This window comes from Pelagibacterium sp. H642, from assembly GCF_031202855.1.
Lineage (GTDB): Bacteria > Pseudomonadota > Alphaproteobacteria > Rhizobiales > Devosiaceae > Pelagibacterium.
The window spans coordinates 1,626,369-1,642,815 of sequence record NZ_CP101829.1; the positions used below are offsets into that span (position 1 = coordinate 1,626,369).

Here is a 16,447-nt window from a genome sequence, read left to right on the forward strand (position 1 = left end):
TCGCTTTGTCCCTCGAATGATCGCGGGCACTCTGGTCGCAAACGGGCTCGATTTGCAAGCCGCCCGGCTCAGGATTCCGAGGCGAAATGGTTTGCGATGCGGTCGGCAAGCCGTTCGGCGACCGCGATTTTGGAGAGGTCGCCCCAATCCTCGGCCTCGGGGCCATCGAGAAACAATATGCGCGTGTCCGTGCCCCCGAAGACGCCCGTGCCCGGGCTGACGTCATTGGCCAAAAGCCAATCGCAGCCCTTGCGCGCCAGCTTGTTGCGGGCGTGTGTTTCGAGATTTCCCGTCTCGGCGGCAAAGCCGATGACCAGGGACGGACGCTCGCCGGCCGGCAGGTGGGAGACCGAGGCCAGAATGTCGGGATTGGCGGTAAATTCGATTTCGGGCGGTGTGCCGGAGGCATCCTTTTTGAGCTTGAGGCCGGCCGGCTCGACAACGCGCCAATCGGCGACGGCGGCGGTAAAGATCGCGGCATCGGCCGGAAGCGCCGCGCTGACCGCCGCTTCCATTTCGAGCGCGGTTTCAACCGCGATGATCTCGCAGCCTTTGGGCCTGGCAAATTCGGCGGGGCCAGTCACGAATTTGACGATGGCGCCGCGCGCGGCCAGCGCTTCGGCAATCGCCGAGCCCTGACGGCCCGAGGAAGCGTTGGAGATGTAACGCACCGGATCGATCGGCTCGCGGGTCGGGCCGGAGGTGACGACCACCCTCTTGCCCTCAAGCGGGAGCGGGCCGCCCGAGCGGGCGAAATGGACCTCGATTGCCTCGAAGATCTCCTCGGGCTCGGCCACGCGGCCCAGGCCGAATTCACCACAGGCCATGTCCCCTTCATTGGGCCCGACAAAGGCGATGCCATCGCGGCGCAGGGTTTCCATGTTGCGGCGCGTCGCGGGCGCTTCCCACATGCGCACATTCATGGCCGGGGCGGCGAGAACCGGGGTGATGGTGGCCAGAAGACAGGTTGTGGCCAGATCGTCGGCCAGCCCATTGGCCATGCGCGCCAGGATATGGGCGGTGGCGGGGGCGACGACGATCAGATCGGCGGAGCGGGAGAGCTCGATATGACCGATCTCGGTTTCGCGGGTGAGGTCGAAGAGTTCGCTGAGCGCCGGGCGGCCGGTGAGGGTGGCAATGGTTAAGGGCGAGACGAACTGCTTGGCGCCTTCGGTCAGAATGGCCTGCACGGTGCCGCCGGCCTTCTGGATCAGGCGGATGAGGGTGATTGCTTTATAGGCGGCTATGCCGCCCGAAACGATCAAGAGAATATGCTTGCCGGCAAGGGTCACAGCAGGGCTCCCAGATGGACGACGAGCGAGACGATCGCCAAAGCGATCGCCGCAAGGCTCCCCCATTTCAGCGTTTCGATCAACGGGTCGCGGCGCTCGCGCCGCATCTGGTCGGTTTCGAGCCGGGCAAGGACACGCTCGGCCCGGCGGCCGATATCGGGAAGGCGGCGGGCCAGATCGAGGGCTTCGTCCAGCGCCTCGCGGGCGATCTCGATCCGCCCCTGCGGTCCCAGGGTTCGCCGCACCCAGCTCGAAACCACCGGCTCGGCGGCGGTCCACATGTTGAAATCGGGATCGAGCAGGCGGGCGGTGCCTTCGACCAGCACCATGTTCTTTTGCAACAGCACCAGTTCGGGCCGGGCGCTCATGTCGAACAGCTCGGTCACCTCGATCAATTGCGCCAGAACCCGCGCCATGGAAATCTCCCCGGCGCTGCGCCCCACCAGCGGCTCGCCGATCGCCCTTATGGCCTGGGCGAAATCATCGATGGTGTGGACGTCGGGGACATAGCCGATATCGATATGAAGCTCGGCGACGCGCCGATAGTCACGGGTGATGAAGCCGTAAAGGATTTCGGCGAGGAACCGCTGCTCCTTTTTGCCGATCCGGCCCATGATGCCGAAATCGACGGCGATGATGCCGCCGGTCTGAGGATCGGCAAAGAGATTGCCCGGATGCATGTCGGCATGGAAAAAGCCGTCGCGGATCGCCTGGCGCAAAAAACTCTGGATCAGCGAGGCCGCGAGCTTTTTCCTGTCGATCCCCACCGCATCGAGCCTTGCGAGATCGCGCACCGGAATGGCCTCGATCCAGCTCGTGGTGAGCACCGAGCGGCCAGTCTGTTCCCAAAAGACTTCAGGTGTGGCGAAGTCGCCATCTTCCCTAAGGTTGTCGGCGAGCTCGGAAATGGCCGCCGCTTCCATGCGCAGATCCATCTCCAGCGCCGCAGAGCGCGCGAGAGCATCGACGACCTGGCGGCCGTTGAAGCGCCTTGTGGAGGGCAGGAAGCGCTCCGCGACACCGGCCAGTGCATAAAGTCCGTCCAGATCGCGGGCGAAGCGTTCGCGGATTTTGGGGCGCAGGAGCTTTATCGCCACCGTGCGCTCGCCCTCGCGGGTCACCAGCCGCGCCTTGTGCACCTGTGCGATGGAAGCGGCGGCCAGCGGGGCGGAAATATCCTTGAGCGCGGCGGCCTTGTCCCCCAGCGCTTCATCGAGAAGGCCGGGCACCAGTTTCTCGTCGAATGGCGGCAGGGCATCCTGCAGGGCAGCCAGATCGTCGGCGACCTCGAACCCCACGATGTCGCGCCTTGTAGCCAGCACCTGGCCGAGCTTGACATAGACCGGACCAAGGCGGGTCAAGGCATTGGCGAGCCGGGTGACACGGCCGGTTCGCCGCACGTCGCGCTTTTCGATGAGCCGGGCCAGCCCCACCATCATCTTGGCCGAGGGCGGGATGGGCTGGCCCTCGGCGAGCGAGAATGCCCCCTCGCGGGCCAGAACGAAGCCGGCCCGGGCGAGCCTTAGATAGGTCCCCAAGCCCATGGTCAGAGCTTCCAGCCCCCATGTAGCGCGGCGATGTTGCCCGAAAGCGGCGTATGGGTCACGCGCCTGAAGCCCGCCGTCTCCAGCATGGCCGAGAACGCCTCGGGCGCGGGGAAATTGCGGATCGATTCCACGAGATACTGGTAAGGCTGGGCATCGCCGGTGACCATCTTGCCGATCGGGGGGATCACATGGTCGGAAAAGAGGTCATAGACCTTGTCGAGCACCGGCACGTCGACCCTGGAGAATTCGAGGACGAGGATGCGCCCGCCGCGCTTTAGGATCCTATGGGCTTCGGCCAGCGCCTTTTCGATGCGCGGCACGTTCCGGATGCCGAAGGCGATGGTATAGGCGTCAAAGCTCTTGTCGGGGAAGGGCAGTTCCTCGGCATTGGCCTGGACGAATTCGACATTGTTGCGGTAGCGCCAGCTTTCGGCGCGCTGGGCGCCCACTCCGAGCATATCGGCATTGATGTCGGAAACCGTGACGCGGGCAAAGCCGTGGCTGGCATCGAGAATGCGCATGGCGATATCGCCGGTGCCGCCGGCCATGTCGAGGACCCTGTATTCGCGCGCGCCCTGGCGCGGCGGCGCGAGGCGGGCGACCATCTGGTCCTTCCAGAGCCGGTGGATGCCCCCGCTCATGAGATCGTTCATCAGATCATAGCGGGCGGCGACCTTGTGGAAGACATCGTCGACCAGCCCCTGCTTTTCGCCCAGGGGCACCGTGCGGGCGCCGAAATGGGTCTCTTGGGTGCTTTGAGTCATCAACGCCTCTCTTGTTTAAGGCCAGCCGATGCGGTTATGGGCTTGGCCAGATGAGAACGCAAGCCTTTAGCCCCCAGAGCGAACCCTGCCATGCCCGAACTCCCTGAAGTCGAGACCGTGAGGCGCGGGCTCGCTCCCTATATCGAAGGGGCCCGGATCGAAAGGGTGACGCTCCATCGGCCCGATCTGCGCTTTCCGTTCCCGCAAGAATTTGCCACGGCCCTTGAGGGACGGACGATCGCGCATCTGGGGCGGCGGGCCAAATACCTCGTCGCGACGCTCTCGGATGGGGCCACCTGGCTTTCCCATCTGGGCATGACAGGCGCGTTCCTCGTCGGCGATCGGCCCGTGGACGAGCCGAGCCGGATCGGGGCGGCCGATGCGAGCGGCAAGCATATCCATTTCGAGGCGCTCCTGACCCACCCCGCGCGCGGGCCGGTCAGCCTCTCCTATTCGGATCCGCGCCGGTTCGGCTTCATGGATCTTTTTGCGCCCGGCGCCCCCAACCCCTTCACCGATCCGCTCGGCCCCGAACCCTTGGGCAATGGGGTCGACGCGCTTTATCTGGCCGCAAGGCTCGAGGGCAAGAAGGGGCCGATCAAGACGGTGCTGCTCGACCAGCGGGTGATCGCGGGGCTGGGCAATATCTATGTATGCGAGGCGCTCCATGCGAGCAGGATCGATCCGCGCCGGGCGGCCGGCACGCTGGACGAGGCCGAGATCGAGCGGCTGGTGCCCGCCATCCGGCAGGTGCTCGAGGCGGCGATCGCCGCGGGCGGCTCGACCTTGCGCGACTTTGCCAGGGCCGACGGGCAGCCGGGCTATTTCCAGCACAGCTTTGCCGTTTACGGGCATGAGGGAGACCCTTGCCCCCGGCCGGGCTGCGGTGGAGAGATCGAGCGGATCGTCCAGGCGGGGCGCTCGACGTTCTTTTGCCCGGTCTGCCAGGATTAGAGCATTTCAGCTCTTCTTCGAATTCGCTTTAATTGCCCTAAGTCTTTGTTCGGGCCGGATCAGGCCCGAAAGCCGATTGACTCCGGGGAGTGCGCTCCTTATAGAGCGGCCTTCATCGGGGCAGGTGCAGCCTGCCCTTTCCGGTTGTGCTCGCCGCCAGGGGCGGAGTTGAGCACGCAAGGCAAACATTGAACTGGTCGCTGTCGCAGCGCTCCAGATACGCCACGAGGAAAGTTCAAATGGCAAATACACCTTCGGCCAAGAAGGCCACCCGCAAGATCGAAACCAAGACCGCGATCAACACCGCGCGCCGCTCGCGCGTGCGCACCTATCTGCGCAAGGTCGAAGAGGCCATCGCCGCCGGAAAGCAGGACGATGCAGCCGCCGCGCTCAAGATCGCAGAATCCGAGCTGCAGCGCGCCGCCGGCAAGGGCGTGTTCCACAAGAACATGGCCGACCGCAAGGTTTCCCGCCTGGCCAAGCGGGTCAAGGCGCTGGGCGCCTGATCTGCCCGCCATCTCCGCGCCATTGCGCGGGCGGCACAACAAAGGTTAGAGCCGAGGATTTGATCCCATCAAATCCTGAACGGCTCTAAGAGAACAAGTTTCCAAAGGCCCCTCCCAGGGGCCTTTGGCATTTCAGGGATGGGCGAAAATTCGCGTGACATTTCCGTCACGCATTCGTCACGCACATCAGTCGTGCACAGGCCGGGGAAAAATTAATTCATTAGGTCGCAAAGCGGACCGAACGGGAATCTCCAAGGAGTCACATACCCTTAATTTGTCACGTTCGGGCAGGCCTTTTTTCCTCTCCACCGCCAGGCGCGAGTCAAGCGCAAATTTGACGAAAACGGCGGTTGTGCGCAAAAATTTGGCTGTCTAAAATGGCCTGGTTGGATCAAAAAGAGGGCGGCGCTGGACAAGTCCAAAGCCAATCTCATACGGGCAAACCGGGGGTATAGGATGCACAATTCGGTTCATTTTCTGCGCCTTTCTGGCCGCAGCGGCGAAATGATCCGTTGTTCGCATTTCCTGGTTCACTTGTAGACTGACAAAGGCGGCGCGCCGTCTTTTCCTTTGGCGCTTCGGCGCCACTTTCAATTCGTAAACAATAGGGTACCGCACCGAGTAATACTTGTGCGGCTGCGTAATTTATTGTCCCGGGCAACGGGATAGACGGGGAAACAAGGGGTGGTCGTCTGGGCAGACGGCACGTCGAAACAAGAGGCTAATTGAAATGGATTCGATCGCGGCTGCGGATCGCGGGAACTGGGAGAAAACCGGACCACAAGCGGGCACAGCCCCGCAGGGCAAAGGAGAGGGCGCTGACGGAGGTAAGGTGATGGATATGGATGCCGAGCAGGTGTGGCTGCGCGTGCGCGCCCGGTTGCGTGCGGCAGTGGGCGAGGATGTCTTTACGTCATGGTTCGCGCGTCTCGAACTCGAAGAGGTCGTCGGCGATCTGGCCCATTTGTCCGTGCCCACGCGGTTTCTGTGTTCGTGGATTCAATCCAACTATACCGAAAAGCTGCTCGAAGCCTTCGCGGCCGAAAACGATTCCATCGGCCGGCTGCATTTGACCGTCCGGGTCAACGGCCAGGCCCGGCCGCGGCTGGTGAGTTCGAACGAGGCGGCCGTCGAAGCCGAGGCAGCAGCGCCCGTCGTGGATGCGCGCCCGGTTCCGGCCCTGGTCTCCAGCCAGCCCGCCGCCGCTCCGCGTACCGATGCGCTCTCGGGCTCGGCGCTCGACCGCAAATTGACCTTCGACACCTTCGTTGTCGGCGGCGCCAACGAGATGGCGCTGGGCGTGGCCAAGCAGGTCGCTTCGGCCGCCGCCAACAATGTGGTGACCTTCAATCCGGTCTATATCCATTCCTCGGTGGGACTGGGCAAGACGCACCTGCTCAACGCCATCGCCTGGGCGGCCGGAGCGTCGGACACCTCGCGCAACATCGTCTATCTCACCGCCGATCATTTCATGTACCACTTCATCACGGCGGTGAAGCACCAGTCGGCCCTGGCGTTCAAGGAATGGCTGCGCCGCATCGATCTGCTTTTGATCGATGACATGCAGTTCCTGCAGGGCAAGTCGGCGACCGAATTCGGCCACACGCTGTCCACGCTGATTTCGGGCACCAAACAGGTGGTGGTGGCGGGCGATGCGCCCCCGCGCGATCTCGAAATGCTCGACGATCGGGTGCGCTCGCGTCTCTCGGGCGGACTGGTGATCCCGATCTCGCCCTTCGATCCCGAACTGCGCCGCGCCATTGTCCAGAAGCGCGCCGACCAGGCGGCGAGCCGGTTTGCCGGCCTTTCCTTCCCCGCCCCGGTTATCGATTTCATCGCGCGCTCGATCATTTCCCATGGCCGCGACCTCGACGGGGCCGTCAACCGGCTGGTGGCCGCCAATCAGTTGACGGGCGAGCCGATCACCGTGCCGCTGGCGGAAAAGACCCTGCAGGACCTTATCCGTTCGCGCGAAACCCCTCGGGTTCGGATCGAGGATATTTTGAAGATCGTCGCCCGCCATTACAAAGTGCCGCGCAACGAGCTTTTGAGCTCGCGCCGCTCGCGCGACGTGGTGCGGCCGCGCCAGATCGCCATGTATCTGGCCAAGGCGCTCACCTCGCGCTCACTCCCCGAAATCGGCCGCCGCTTCGGCGGGCGCGACCACACCACAGTGCTCCATTCGGTGCGCAAGGTGGAGCAGTTGATGAGCCAGGACGGGGAGCTGACCCAGGAAATCGAACTCCTGCGGCGCATGCTGGAGGAGTAGTCCGTTCGCCACGCAGCCCCAAAAAGGCCCGGCCGGCCTTTTGGGGCGATGCCTTGCAAGCCTCAGCGGCTCTCCCGATCCCCTCGACAACAGGCAGCCATGACGGTTCGCATCCGCCCCGCCGCCCAGGCCGACACGCCCGCAATTGTTGCGATCGTCGCTCCCGTGCTGGCGGCGGGCGAAACCTATGCCATGGCCCGCGACCTCGATGAGGCTGGCGTTGCCGCCTATTGGTTCGATCCGCGCCATGAAGTCTTTGTCGCCGAAGACGAGGGCGCGATCCTTGGAACCTATTACCTGATGGCCAATCAGGGTGGCGGGGGCGCCCATGTGGCCCATTGCGGCTATATCACCGCCGGGCAGGCGCAAGGGAAGGGCGTCGCGCGCGCCATGTGCCGGCATTCGCTCGAGAGGGCCGCCGAACGCGGCTTTCGCGCCATGCAGTTCAATCACGTGGTTTCGACCAACACCCGCGCCGTCGCGCTGTGGCAGTCGCTGGGGTTCGAGATCGTCGGCGTGCTGCCGGAAGCCTTCGATCACCCTGCGCATGGATATGTCGACAGCTATGTGATGTTCAGGGCGCTGTAGGGCCGGGACGCCGTCGGCTCATGGACGCGGGTATCCAAGGTTTTCTTGGCTCCGGGCGCTGCTGCGACAGGCTGGGGCCTTGCGTTTTTTCCCCCGCCGATGCAGGGTCTGTGCCCGGCTTTATGCCGGGAACCGCCCGTTCTGGGCGGGGCGAACCAGACAATAAAGATCAGGGATGAAAGACAAGCGATGAAGGTCACGCTCGAGCGCAACCATCTTCTGAAATCGCTGGGGCACGTGCACCGGGTCGTCGAGCGACGCAACACCTATCCCATCCTCGCCAACGTGCTCATGAGCGCGACCGGCGACGGGCTGGACCTGCGGGCCACCGACCTTGACATCGAAGTGACCGAAACCGTTCCGGCCATGACCGGAACGCCGGGAACCACTACCGTGCCGGCCCATACGCTTTATGAAATCGTGCGCAAGCTCTCCGATGGCGCCGACGTGGTGCTCGAGACCGACGGGAACGATCAGATGCTGATCTCGTCGGGCCGGTCGCGCTTTCATCTCGCCTGCCTCAATCCCGACGGCTTTCCTGATCTCAAATCCGGGGCCTTCACCCACACATTCTCCATTCCCGTCGAAACGCTCAAGGACCTGATCGAGCGGACCCAGTTCGCGATCTCCAACGAAGAGACGCGCTACTATCTCAACGGCATTTTCGTCCACACTGTCGATGGCCCCGATGGGGTGGTGATGCGGGCGGTGGCGACCGACGGGCACCGGCTGGCGCGCGTCGAAGCGGCCGCGCCCCAGGGCGCTGCCGGCATGCCGGGCATCATCATCCCGCGCAAGACGGTGGCCGAGGTGCTCAAGCTCCTCGACGGCGTCGAAGAAACGGTCGCGGTCGAGCTGTCCGACACCAAGATCCGCTTCACCCTGGGCGGGGTGGTGCTGCTCTCCAAGCTCATCGAAGGCAGCTTCCCCGATTACGAGCGGGTGACGCCCAAGAACAACGACAAGGCGCTGCTGGTCGACCGCGATTCCCTGGCCCGCGCCGTCGATCGCGTCTCGACCATCGCGTCCGAACGCGGCGGCAAGGCAGTAAAGCTCTCCCTCACCCCCGGCCAGCTCGAGCTTTCGGTCACCAATCCCGATCACGGCACGGCCAATGAAGAGCTGCCCGTCGATTTCGAGATCGAGGGTTTCGAGATCGGCTTCAACGCCCGCTATCTGCTTGAAATCATCTCCCAGATCCGCTCGGAAAACGCGATGTTCCTGTTCAACGACGCGGGGTCCCCGACGCTGGTCAAGGAAGAGGGCGACACCCAGGCCCTGTTCGTCCTGATGCCGATGCGGGTGTGAGCGCCAGAGAAATTTCCAGGTCGCTGCCATGGGCTACCCTTCTCCCCTGGCGGGAGAAGGTGGGCTTTTGCGCAGCGAGAGGTCGGATGAGGGGGCCGCAGCAGCTGTCTCAGGACCGAACGGCCCGGTCGGGGTCCAATCCATGACCGCTCCAGAGCGCTACATCTCCCGCCTGCGCCTCACCGGCTTTCGCAACTATGCCTCGGCCGCGCTCGATCTCGATCATCGCCATGTGGTGCTCACGGGCGAAAACGGCGCGGGGAAAACCAATCTCATCGAAGCCATTTCGCTCCTGGCGCCCGGACGCGGGTTGCGGCGGGCAGCGTTCGACGCCCTGGGAACCGTGGGCGGGGATGGCCCCTGGGCCGTGGCGGCAAGCGTCGAGACCCCGTTCGGGCCGGTCGATATCGGCACGGGCACCAGCCAGGATGCGAGCGCCCGGCGCGTGCGGATCAATGGTGCCAATGCCAGAAGCGTCGAGGAGATGAGCGAACACCTGCGCGTGCTCTGGCTCACCCCGTCGATGGATGGACTGTTCACCGGCCCGGCCGGCGAGCGGCGGCGCTTTCTCGACCGGCTGGTGACGACGCTCCATCCGGGCCATTCGAGCGCTGTCAACGATTTCGAAAAGGCCATGCGCCAGCGCAACCGGCTGCTCGAGGACAATGGCGACCCCGCCTGGCTCTCGGCCATCGAGGCGCAGATGGCCGAACTGGCCAGCGCCATTCATTTCGCGCGCGCCGATTCGCTCGATCACCTGCAGGCATTGATGGCAACGAGCGTCGCCGATACCGGCTTTCCCGAGGCGCTGCTCGCCATCACCCCGTTGATCGAGGGCGAAATTCCCCAGACCGCGAGCGGGCTGGAAGCGGCGCTGGCCGGGCTCTGGCGCGACAGCCGCGCCCTTGATCGGGCGGCCGGGCGCACTACATCTGGACCGCACCGCATCGATCTCGGTGTCACCCATGCGCCCAAGGCCATGCCGGCGGGGCTGTGCTCGACCGGCGAACAAAAGGCGCTGCTGATCGGGCTGATCCTGGTTCATGCCCGGCTGGTGGCGCAACGGACCGGAATCGCCCCTATCCTGCTGCTCGACGAAATCGCCGCCCATCTCGACCCGGTGAGACGCCGCGCCCTGTTCGACGCGCTCGATCGGCTGGGCACCCAGTGCTGGATGACCGGAACCGATCCGGTGCTGTTTGCCGATCTGGGCGCGCGGGCCCAGCATTTCACCGTCGCGGGCGGCGCCGTGCGGTCCGCCTCTTGAACAGCAGCCCTTAATACCGGCAACACGGGCTGTAAATACGGCAAACTGCTTGGGAATATGCCCCCAATCAGATACAACAAATTAACCTCCAACAAGGCTGATTCTGTCTTCATGAGCGATACGCCCCCGACCCCCTCCAACGCAGACTATGGCGCGGATTCGATCAAGGTTCTCAAAGGACTGGACGCGGTCCGGAAACGTCCGGGCATGTATATAGGGGACACCGACGACGGCACCGGCCTGCACCACATGGTCTATGAGGTGGTCGACAACGCCATCGACGAGGCCTTGGCCGGCCACGCCGATCTCGTGACGGTGACGCTCAACGCCGACGGGTCGGTGACCGTCATCGACAACGGGCGCGGCATTCCCACGGGAATCCATAAGGAAGAGGGAATCTCGGCGGCCGAAGTGATCATGACCCAGCTCCATGCGGGCGGCAAATTCGACCAGAATTCCTATAAGGTTTCCGGCGGTTTGCACGGCGTGGGCGTCTCGGTGGTGAACGCGCTTTCGGTGTGGCTGAAAATGAAAATCCGCCGCGACGGCGGCATCTTCACCATGAGCTTCACCCATGGCGTGGCCGACGCACCACTCGAGAAAGTGGGCGATTATGTGGAGGACAAGCAGCCCGGCGTCTATGACGGCCGCTCGGGCACCGAGATCACCTTCATGCCCTCGAGCGAGACCTTCACCATGGTCGAGTTCGACTACAAGACGCTCGAGCACCGCCTGCGCGAACTGGCGTTCTTGAATTCCGGCGTTCACATCATCCTGCGCGACAACCGGCACCCGGAAGTCGTCGAGACCGACATGATGTATGAAGGCGGGCTGGAAGCCTTCGTCAAATATCTCGACAAGAACAAATCCGCCCTGCTCGACAACCCTATTTCCCTCTCTTCGGAAAAGGACGGGATCACCGTGGAAGTGGCGCTGTGGTGGAACGACAGCTACCACGAAAACGTCCTGTGCTTTACCAACAACATCCCCCAGCGCGACGGCGGCACCCACCTTGCGGGCCTGCGCGGCGCGCTGACGCGGCAGGTGACCTCCTATGCCGACCAGTCAGGGGTTTTGAAGCGCGAAAAAGTGGCGCTGACCGGCGACGACACTCGTGAGGGGCTGACCTGCGTGCTGTCGGTCAAGGTGCCCGACCCCAAATTCTCGTCCCAGACCAAGGACAAGCTGGTGTCCTCGGAAGTCCGCCCCGTGGTCGAGAATGTGGTCAACGACAAGCTCAACCAGTGGTTCGAGGAACATCCGTCCGAAGCCAAAACGATCGTCACCAAAGTGGCCGAGGCCGCCGCGGCGCGTGAAGCGGCGCGCAAGGCTCGGGAATTGACACGGCGCAAATCGGCGCTGGAAATCTCCTCGCTGCCGGGAAAGCTCGCCGACTGTCAGGAGCGCGATCCGGCCAAGGCGGAAATCTTCATCGTCGAGGGTGACTCGGCCGGCGGATCGGCCAAGCAGGGGCGCGATCGCGCGACCCAGGCGGTGCTGCCGCTGCGTGGCAAGATTTTGAACGTCGAGCGCGCCCGGTTCGACCGGATGATCTCGTCCGACCAGGTGGGGACACTGATCACCGCGCTGGGCACCGGCATCGGGCGCGAGGAATTCAACCCCGACAAGCTCCGCTACCACAAGATCATCATCATGACGGACGCCGACGTCGACGGCGCCCATATCCGCACGCTGCTTTTGACGTTCTTTTACCGCCAGATGCCCGAGATCATCGAGCGCGGGCATCTCTATATCGCCCAGCCGCCGCTCTATAAGGTGACGCGCGGGCGCTCCGAGCAATACCTCAAGGACGAACGGGCGCGGGAAGACTATCTGCTTTCGGGCGGCAGCGAAGACGCGGTGCTCACCACCCGGGCCGGTTCGACTCATGCGGGCGGCGATCTTCTGGCGATCGTCGAACAGGCGCGCGACCTCAACCACCTCATCGACAACCAGAATGCGCGCTACAACCGCCAGATGATCGAGCAGGCCGCCGTGGTCGGCGCCCTCGATCCGCAGGCGATGGAAGACCCCGATGCCGCCCAAGGGCTGGCTGACCGGGTCGCCAATCGATTGAACCGCATGTCGGACGAGACCGAGCGTACTTGGGAAGGCCGGCTGGACGGAGAGGGCGGTTACATCTTCTCGCGCGTCGTGCGCGGGGTGACCGAGACCCACATCCTCGATGCCGCGCTGCTCGGCTCGGCCGATGCGCGGAAATTACGTAATCTGGCTGGCAAGCTCGACGAGATCTATGGCGGCGTGCCGGTGCTCACGCGCAAGGAGCAGACCCACGAGGTCTACGGTCCGCGATCGCTGTTTTCCATCGTCATGGCCGCGGGCGGCAAAGGCGTCTCCATGCAGCGCTATAAAGGGCTGGGCGAAATGAACGCCGAGCAGCTCTGGGAGACCACCATGGATCCCAATGCGCGCACCCTGCTGCAGGTCCAGATCAAGGAAACCGACGACACGGATTCGATCTTCACCCAATTGATGGGCGATCTGGTCGAGCCGCGGCGCGATTTCATCCAGGACAACGCGCTGGCGGTTTCCAACCTCGACATATGATCGAGGGCGTTAACCGCCCGGCCCAAGACACAATTGCTTGAGGCGCCCGGCAGGGGCAAAATAGGTGTTGTAGCGCGGCCACAACCGCCGGTAAGAGTGGGCAAACCCACATAAACCGGCCACAATTGGCCGCGATAGCGTTAGGCCGAGACGGACGAAGGCCTGTTCCGCCCGTCTCCAGCTTTTCCTCGATGGCCGAAAGTGACCGCTGATGGATCTTCGCCTTTCCCCCGATGATCGCGTCGACACCGGCGCGCAGCGCAAGCCCAGGGCGAGCGCACGCGCCGCGTCCGGAGCGGCAAAGCCGCCCAGAGGTTCGGGACCACGGCGCCCCAAGTCGCGCAAGGTAAAAAAGAAGCGCTCGGGCGGGATGAAGTTCATCGTCGGGCTCGCTTATTTCTGCTTCACCATGCTGCTGATCGGCGGCATCGCGGTTGCCGGCATCGTCGTCTATTACGGACGGGATCTGGGTTCGTCGGCGACCTGGGAGGTTCCCCAGCGTCCCCCCAATATCCGCGTTCTGGCCTCCAACGGGCAGCTTCTCACCAATCGCGGCCAGACCGGCGGCGAGGCGGTTTCGATCAGCGAGCTTCCCGCCTATGTGGGCCAGGCGGTGATCGCCAGCGAAGACCGGCGCTTCTACAGCCATTTCGGCGTCGATCCGATCGGGCTCACCTCGGTTCTCATCGAATCCGCGCGGGCCGGGGAATTCACGCGCGGCGCCTCCACCATCACCCAGCAGGTGGCCAAGAACCTGTTTCTGACTCCCGACCAGACGCTCGGGCGCAAGGTGCAGGAGGCGTTGCTGGCGGTGTGGCTCGAACAGAACTACACCAAGGATCAGATTCTCGAACTTTATCTCAATCGGGTGCATTTCGGCTCGGGCGCGACGGGGATCGAAGCGGCGGCGCAGACCTATTTCGGCATTTCGGCGCGCAACCTCTCGCTCGGTCAGGCGGCCATGCTGGCCGGTATCCTGCCCGCGCCGAGCTATTACAATCCCAAGACGCACCCGGACCGTGCCCGTGAGCGCCAGCAATTGGCTCTCGCCAATATGGTGCGCTCGGGCTTCATCACCCAGGAACAGGCCGAAGCGGCTGCGGCCAATATGGACGCCCAGATCACCACACAGCGTGTGGCCGGCACCGAATATTACGTTGCCGACTGGGTGGAATCGCTCATGAACGACTATCTGGGCGAGGTGAACGAGGACGTTGTGGTTTCCACCACGCTTGACTGGGAGCTGCAAAAGCACGCCGAATTCGTGATCAAGGAAGCGGTGGCCGAGCAGGGCGAGAGTCTCGACTTCTCCCAGGCGGCGTTCGTGGCCATGGACACCGAAGGGCGCGTCAGGGCCCTGGTGGGCGGCGTCGATTACAGCGCCAGTTCCTACAACCGCGCCGTCACCGCGCGCCGGCAACCGGGCTCCGCCTTCAAGCCCGTGGTCTATCTCGCGGCCCTGCAGCAGGGGTATACGCCCGACACGCTGATGGTCGACGAACCGCTCGATTATAATGGCTGGTCACCGGAAAATTCGAATGGCCGCTATATCGGACCCGTGCTGCTGCGCGATGCGCTCGCCTATTCGATCAATACGGTCGCGGCACGTCTGGCGATCGCCATCGGCCCGGAAAACGTCGTCGAAACCGCTTATCGGCTCGGCTTTTCTTCCAATTTCCAAGCCGTACCGGCAATTGCCCTAGGTACCCAGGAGGTTTCGCTTCTCGAGCTGACCAACGCCTATGTGCCCTTCGCTAATGGCGGCTATGGGGCCATTCCCAACGTCATCACCCGCATCACCACCACCGACGGCGAGGTTCTCTATGAGGAAACCCCGTCCGGACCAGGCCGGATTCTGACTGACGAGCAGGTGGGCATGATGAACGATATGCTCCGCACTGGCATCCAGGCGGGAACGGGAACCCGGGCAGCGCTCGGCAATTGGCCGATGGCAGGCAAGACAGGCACCTCGCAGCGCAATCGCGACGCGCTGTTCGTGGGGTACACGGCCAATTTCGTTGGCGGCGTCTGGCTCGGCAATGACGATGATTCCGCGACAAGCGTTTATGGCGGTCAGGTCCCGGCCCAGATCTGGCGCGATATCATGACCCAGGCTCATGAGGGCCTTCCGGTTGCAGACCTTCCGGGCAATTACGTGCGGCTGCAGGATCGGGTCGCCGCCCCGGTGCAGAATGGCGTTCCGGCGACGGGCCAGCCGGTGACCCTCGATCAGATCCAGCCTCCGCTGGACGGACAGCCGGCGCAGCAGCCGGGCCAGATGCCCGCGCAAATGCCGAGCGGTCAGGTGCCGTTGCAGCAGCAGCCCGTCCAGCCGGCGCCCCAACCGGTGCCGGTCCAGCCTGACGACGGCATCGGAACCCTGCTCGACGGTCTCTTCGGCTGACGAGATCTTTCCCAAAGCAAAGGCCGCACTCTTTTGAGTGCGGCCTTTTTGTTTCGCGATCAGAAAATCCTAAAGCGCCATCAATGCCGATCCCTTGGCCTTGAGCCAGGCCTGGCCGCGGGCGTAGTCGGGAAGCGCGCGCGCGACGGTGCGCCAGAAGGCCGGGCTGTGGTTCATCTCAACGATATGAGCCACTTCATGGGCCGCCACATAGTCGAGCACGAAGTCGGGCGCCAGGATCAGTCGCCAATTGAAATTGAGCGTGTGTGCCGATGAGCACGAGCCCCAGCGGGTGGATTGATCGCGCATGGTAATGCCGGCCACCGCAACCCCGAGTGTTGCGGCGTATCGGGCGCAAGCGGCTTCGAGATCACCCCGAGCCTCGGATTTGAGCCAGTCGACGAGGCGCCGGCGCATATGGTCCGCTCCGCCGGGGACGTGCAATTCGGGGCCGGCCGCGCCATCGACGACCTCTACCAATCCCCTGAGCGCGGCAAGGCTCACGAGCCTGTGCGGCGTGCCGCGCAGGGGCACACTGCCGCCGGGCAGGATGGCATAGGGGGTGGCGCATTTTGCCAGCCGGTTGGCCAGCCAACCGCGATTGCGTTCCAAAAAAGCCTGCGCCTCACCCCAGCGCCCGGCGCGCGGCACCGTGAGGACCGGTTCACCACGCGGGCTGACCGAGAGCCGGTACGCGCGGGCGCGGGCATTGACCCTGACGCTTACCGTCACCGGGTGGGCGTCGATCATGATCTGGGTGGATGAGGGAATGGAGCGGCCGAGCAGGCCTTTGAGCACCATCGATGACTCGTCTTTTCGGCGATTCGGCAATCGCCCTATTATGGGGCCGAAGGAAGCAAAAAAGAAGCGGCGCGACGGAAAGCCGCCGGCCGCTTCAGGAGGGGTGCCTTGGGCGGAGGGGGGCCCAAGGCGCGGCTACGGGATCAAGGGAGGGGAACACATCCCGAAGCCGAGAGGAA

The 16,447-nt window shown here is 63.9% G+C and carries 12 protein-coding genes; 8 read left to right on the forward strand and 4 right to left on the reverse strand.

Features of this window, described 5'->3' with window-relative positions:
• Positions 1-68 precede the first annotated feature (68 nt).
• Genes coaBC through ubiE form a run of 3 tightly spaced genes read right to left on the reverse strand, consistent with a single transcriptional unit; the run spans position 69 to position 3,603 of the window.
• Positions 69-1,292 (reverse strand): bifunctional phosphopantothenoylcysteine decarboxylase/phosphopantothenate--cysteine ligase CoaBC, encoded by a 1,224-nt coding sequence (gene coaBC / locus NO934_RS08005; protein ID WP_309163381.1) that lies wholly within the window; start codon positions 1,290-1,292, stop codon positions 69-71.
• Positions 1,289-2,836 carry a 2-polyprenylphenol 6-hydroxylase gene (ubiB, locus tag NO934_RS08010; protein WP_309163382.1) on the reverse strand — a complete coding sequence of 516 codons (1,548 nt, stop codon included), beginning with the start codon at positions 2,834-2,836 and terminating at the stop codon, positions 1,289-1,291. Before ubiB ends, coaBC begins: the two co-directional genes overlap by 4 nt.
• Positions 2,837-2,838: 2 nt before the next feature.
• Positions 2,839-3,603 carry a bifunctional demethylmenaquinone methyltransferase/2-methoxy-6-polyprenyl-1,4-benzoquinol methylase UbiE gene (gene ubiE, locus NO934_RS08015; protein WP_309163384.1) on the reverse strand — a complete coding sequence of 255 codons (765 nt, stop codon included), beginning with the start codon at positions 3,601-3,603 and terminating at the stop codon, positions 2,839-2,841.
• A 90-nt stretch (positions 3,604-3,693) separates the two neighbouring features.
• On the opposite strand from ubiE, the gene mutM reads away from it, so the two are divergent.
• The 8 genes from mutM to NO934_RS08055 all read left to right on the forward strand — a co-directional run bounded on the left by mutM (position 3,694) and on the right by NO934_RS08055 (position 15,467).
• The gene (gene mutM / locus NO934_RS08020) at positions 3,694-4,557 is read left to right on the forward strand and encodes a bifunctional DNA-formamidopyrimidine glycosylase/DNA-(apurinic or apyrimidinic site) lyase (protein WP_309163385.1); all 864 of its coding nucleotides are present in this window, start codon (positions 3,694-3,696) and stop codon (positions 4,555-4,557) included.
• Between the two features lie 239 nt (positions 4,558-4,796).
• On the forward strand, positions 4,797-5,063 hold the full coding sequence (gene rpsT / locus NO934_RS08025) for a 30S ribosomal protein S20 (protein WP_309163387.1): 267 nt from the start codon (positions 4,797-4,799) through the stop codon (positions 5,061-5,063).
• An 835-nt stretch (positions 5,064-5,898) separates the two neighbouring features.
• Positions 5,899-7,332, forward strand: coding sequence for a chromosomal replication initiator protein DnaA (gene dnaA, locus NO934_RS08030; protein WP_375143282.1), 1,434 nt, complete (start codon positions 5,899-5,901; stop codon positions 7,330-7,332).
• A 99-nt stretch (positions 7,333-7,431) separates the two neighbouring features.
• On the forward strand, positions 7,432-7,920 hold the full coding sequence (locus NO934_RS08035) for an N-acetyltransferase (RefSeq protein ID WP_309163388.1): 489 nt from the start codon (positions 7,432-7,434) through the stop codon (positions 7,918-7,920).
• Between the two features lie 189 nt (positions 7,921-8,109).
• Complete coding sequence (dnaN, locus tag NO934_RS08040; protein ID WP_309163389.1) at positions 8,110-9,228, forward strand: DNA polymerase III subunit beta; 1,119 nt, start codon at positions 8,110-8,112, stop codon at positions 9,226-9,228.
• 142 nt (positions 9,229-9,370) lie between these two features.
• Positions 9,371-10,495: a DNA replication/repair protein RecF gene (gene recF / locus NO934_RS08045; RefSeq protein WP_309163390.1), complete on the forward strand. Its 1,125-nt coding sequence runs from the start codon at positions 9,371-9,373 to the stop codon at positions 10,493-10,495.
• Positions 10,496-10,606: 111 nt separating this feature from the next.
• Positions 10,607-13,063 carry a DNA topoisomerase (ATP-hydrolyzing) subunit B gene (gyrB, locus tag NO934_RS08050; RefSeq protein WP_309163391.1) on the forward strand — a complete coding sequence of 819 codons (2,457 nt, stop codon included), beginning with the start codon at positions 10,607-10,609 and terminating at the stop codon, positions 13,061-13,063.
• A 211-nt stretch (positions 13,064-13,274) separates the two neighbouring features.
• Positions 13,275-15,467 carry a transglycosylase domain-containing protein gene (locus NO934_RS08055; protein WP_309163392.1) on the forward strand — a complete coding sequence of 731 codons (2,193 nt, stop codon included), beginning with the start codon at positions 13,275-13,277 and terminating at the stop codon, positions 15,465-15,467.
• A 69-nt stretch (positions 15,468-15,536) separates the two neighbouring features.
• Here the strand turns inward: NO934_RS08055 and NO934_RS08060 are convergent, their stop codons facing one another.
• Entirely contained in the window at positions 15,537-16,268 is a 732-nt protein-coding gene (locus tag NO934_RS08060; RefSeq protein ID WP_309163394.1) for a SprT family zinc-dependent metalloprotease, read from the reverse strand.
• Positions 16,269-16,447 lie beyond the last annotated feature (179 nt).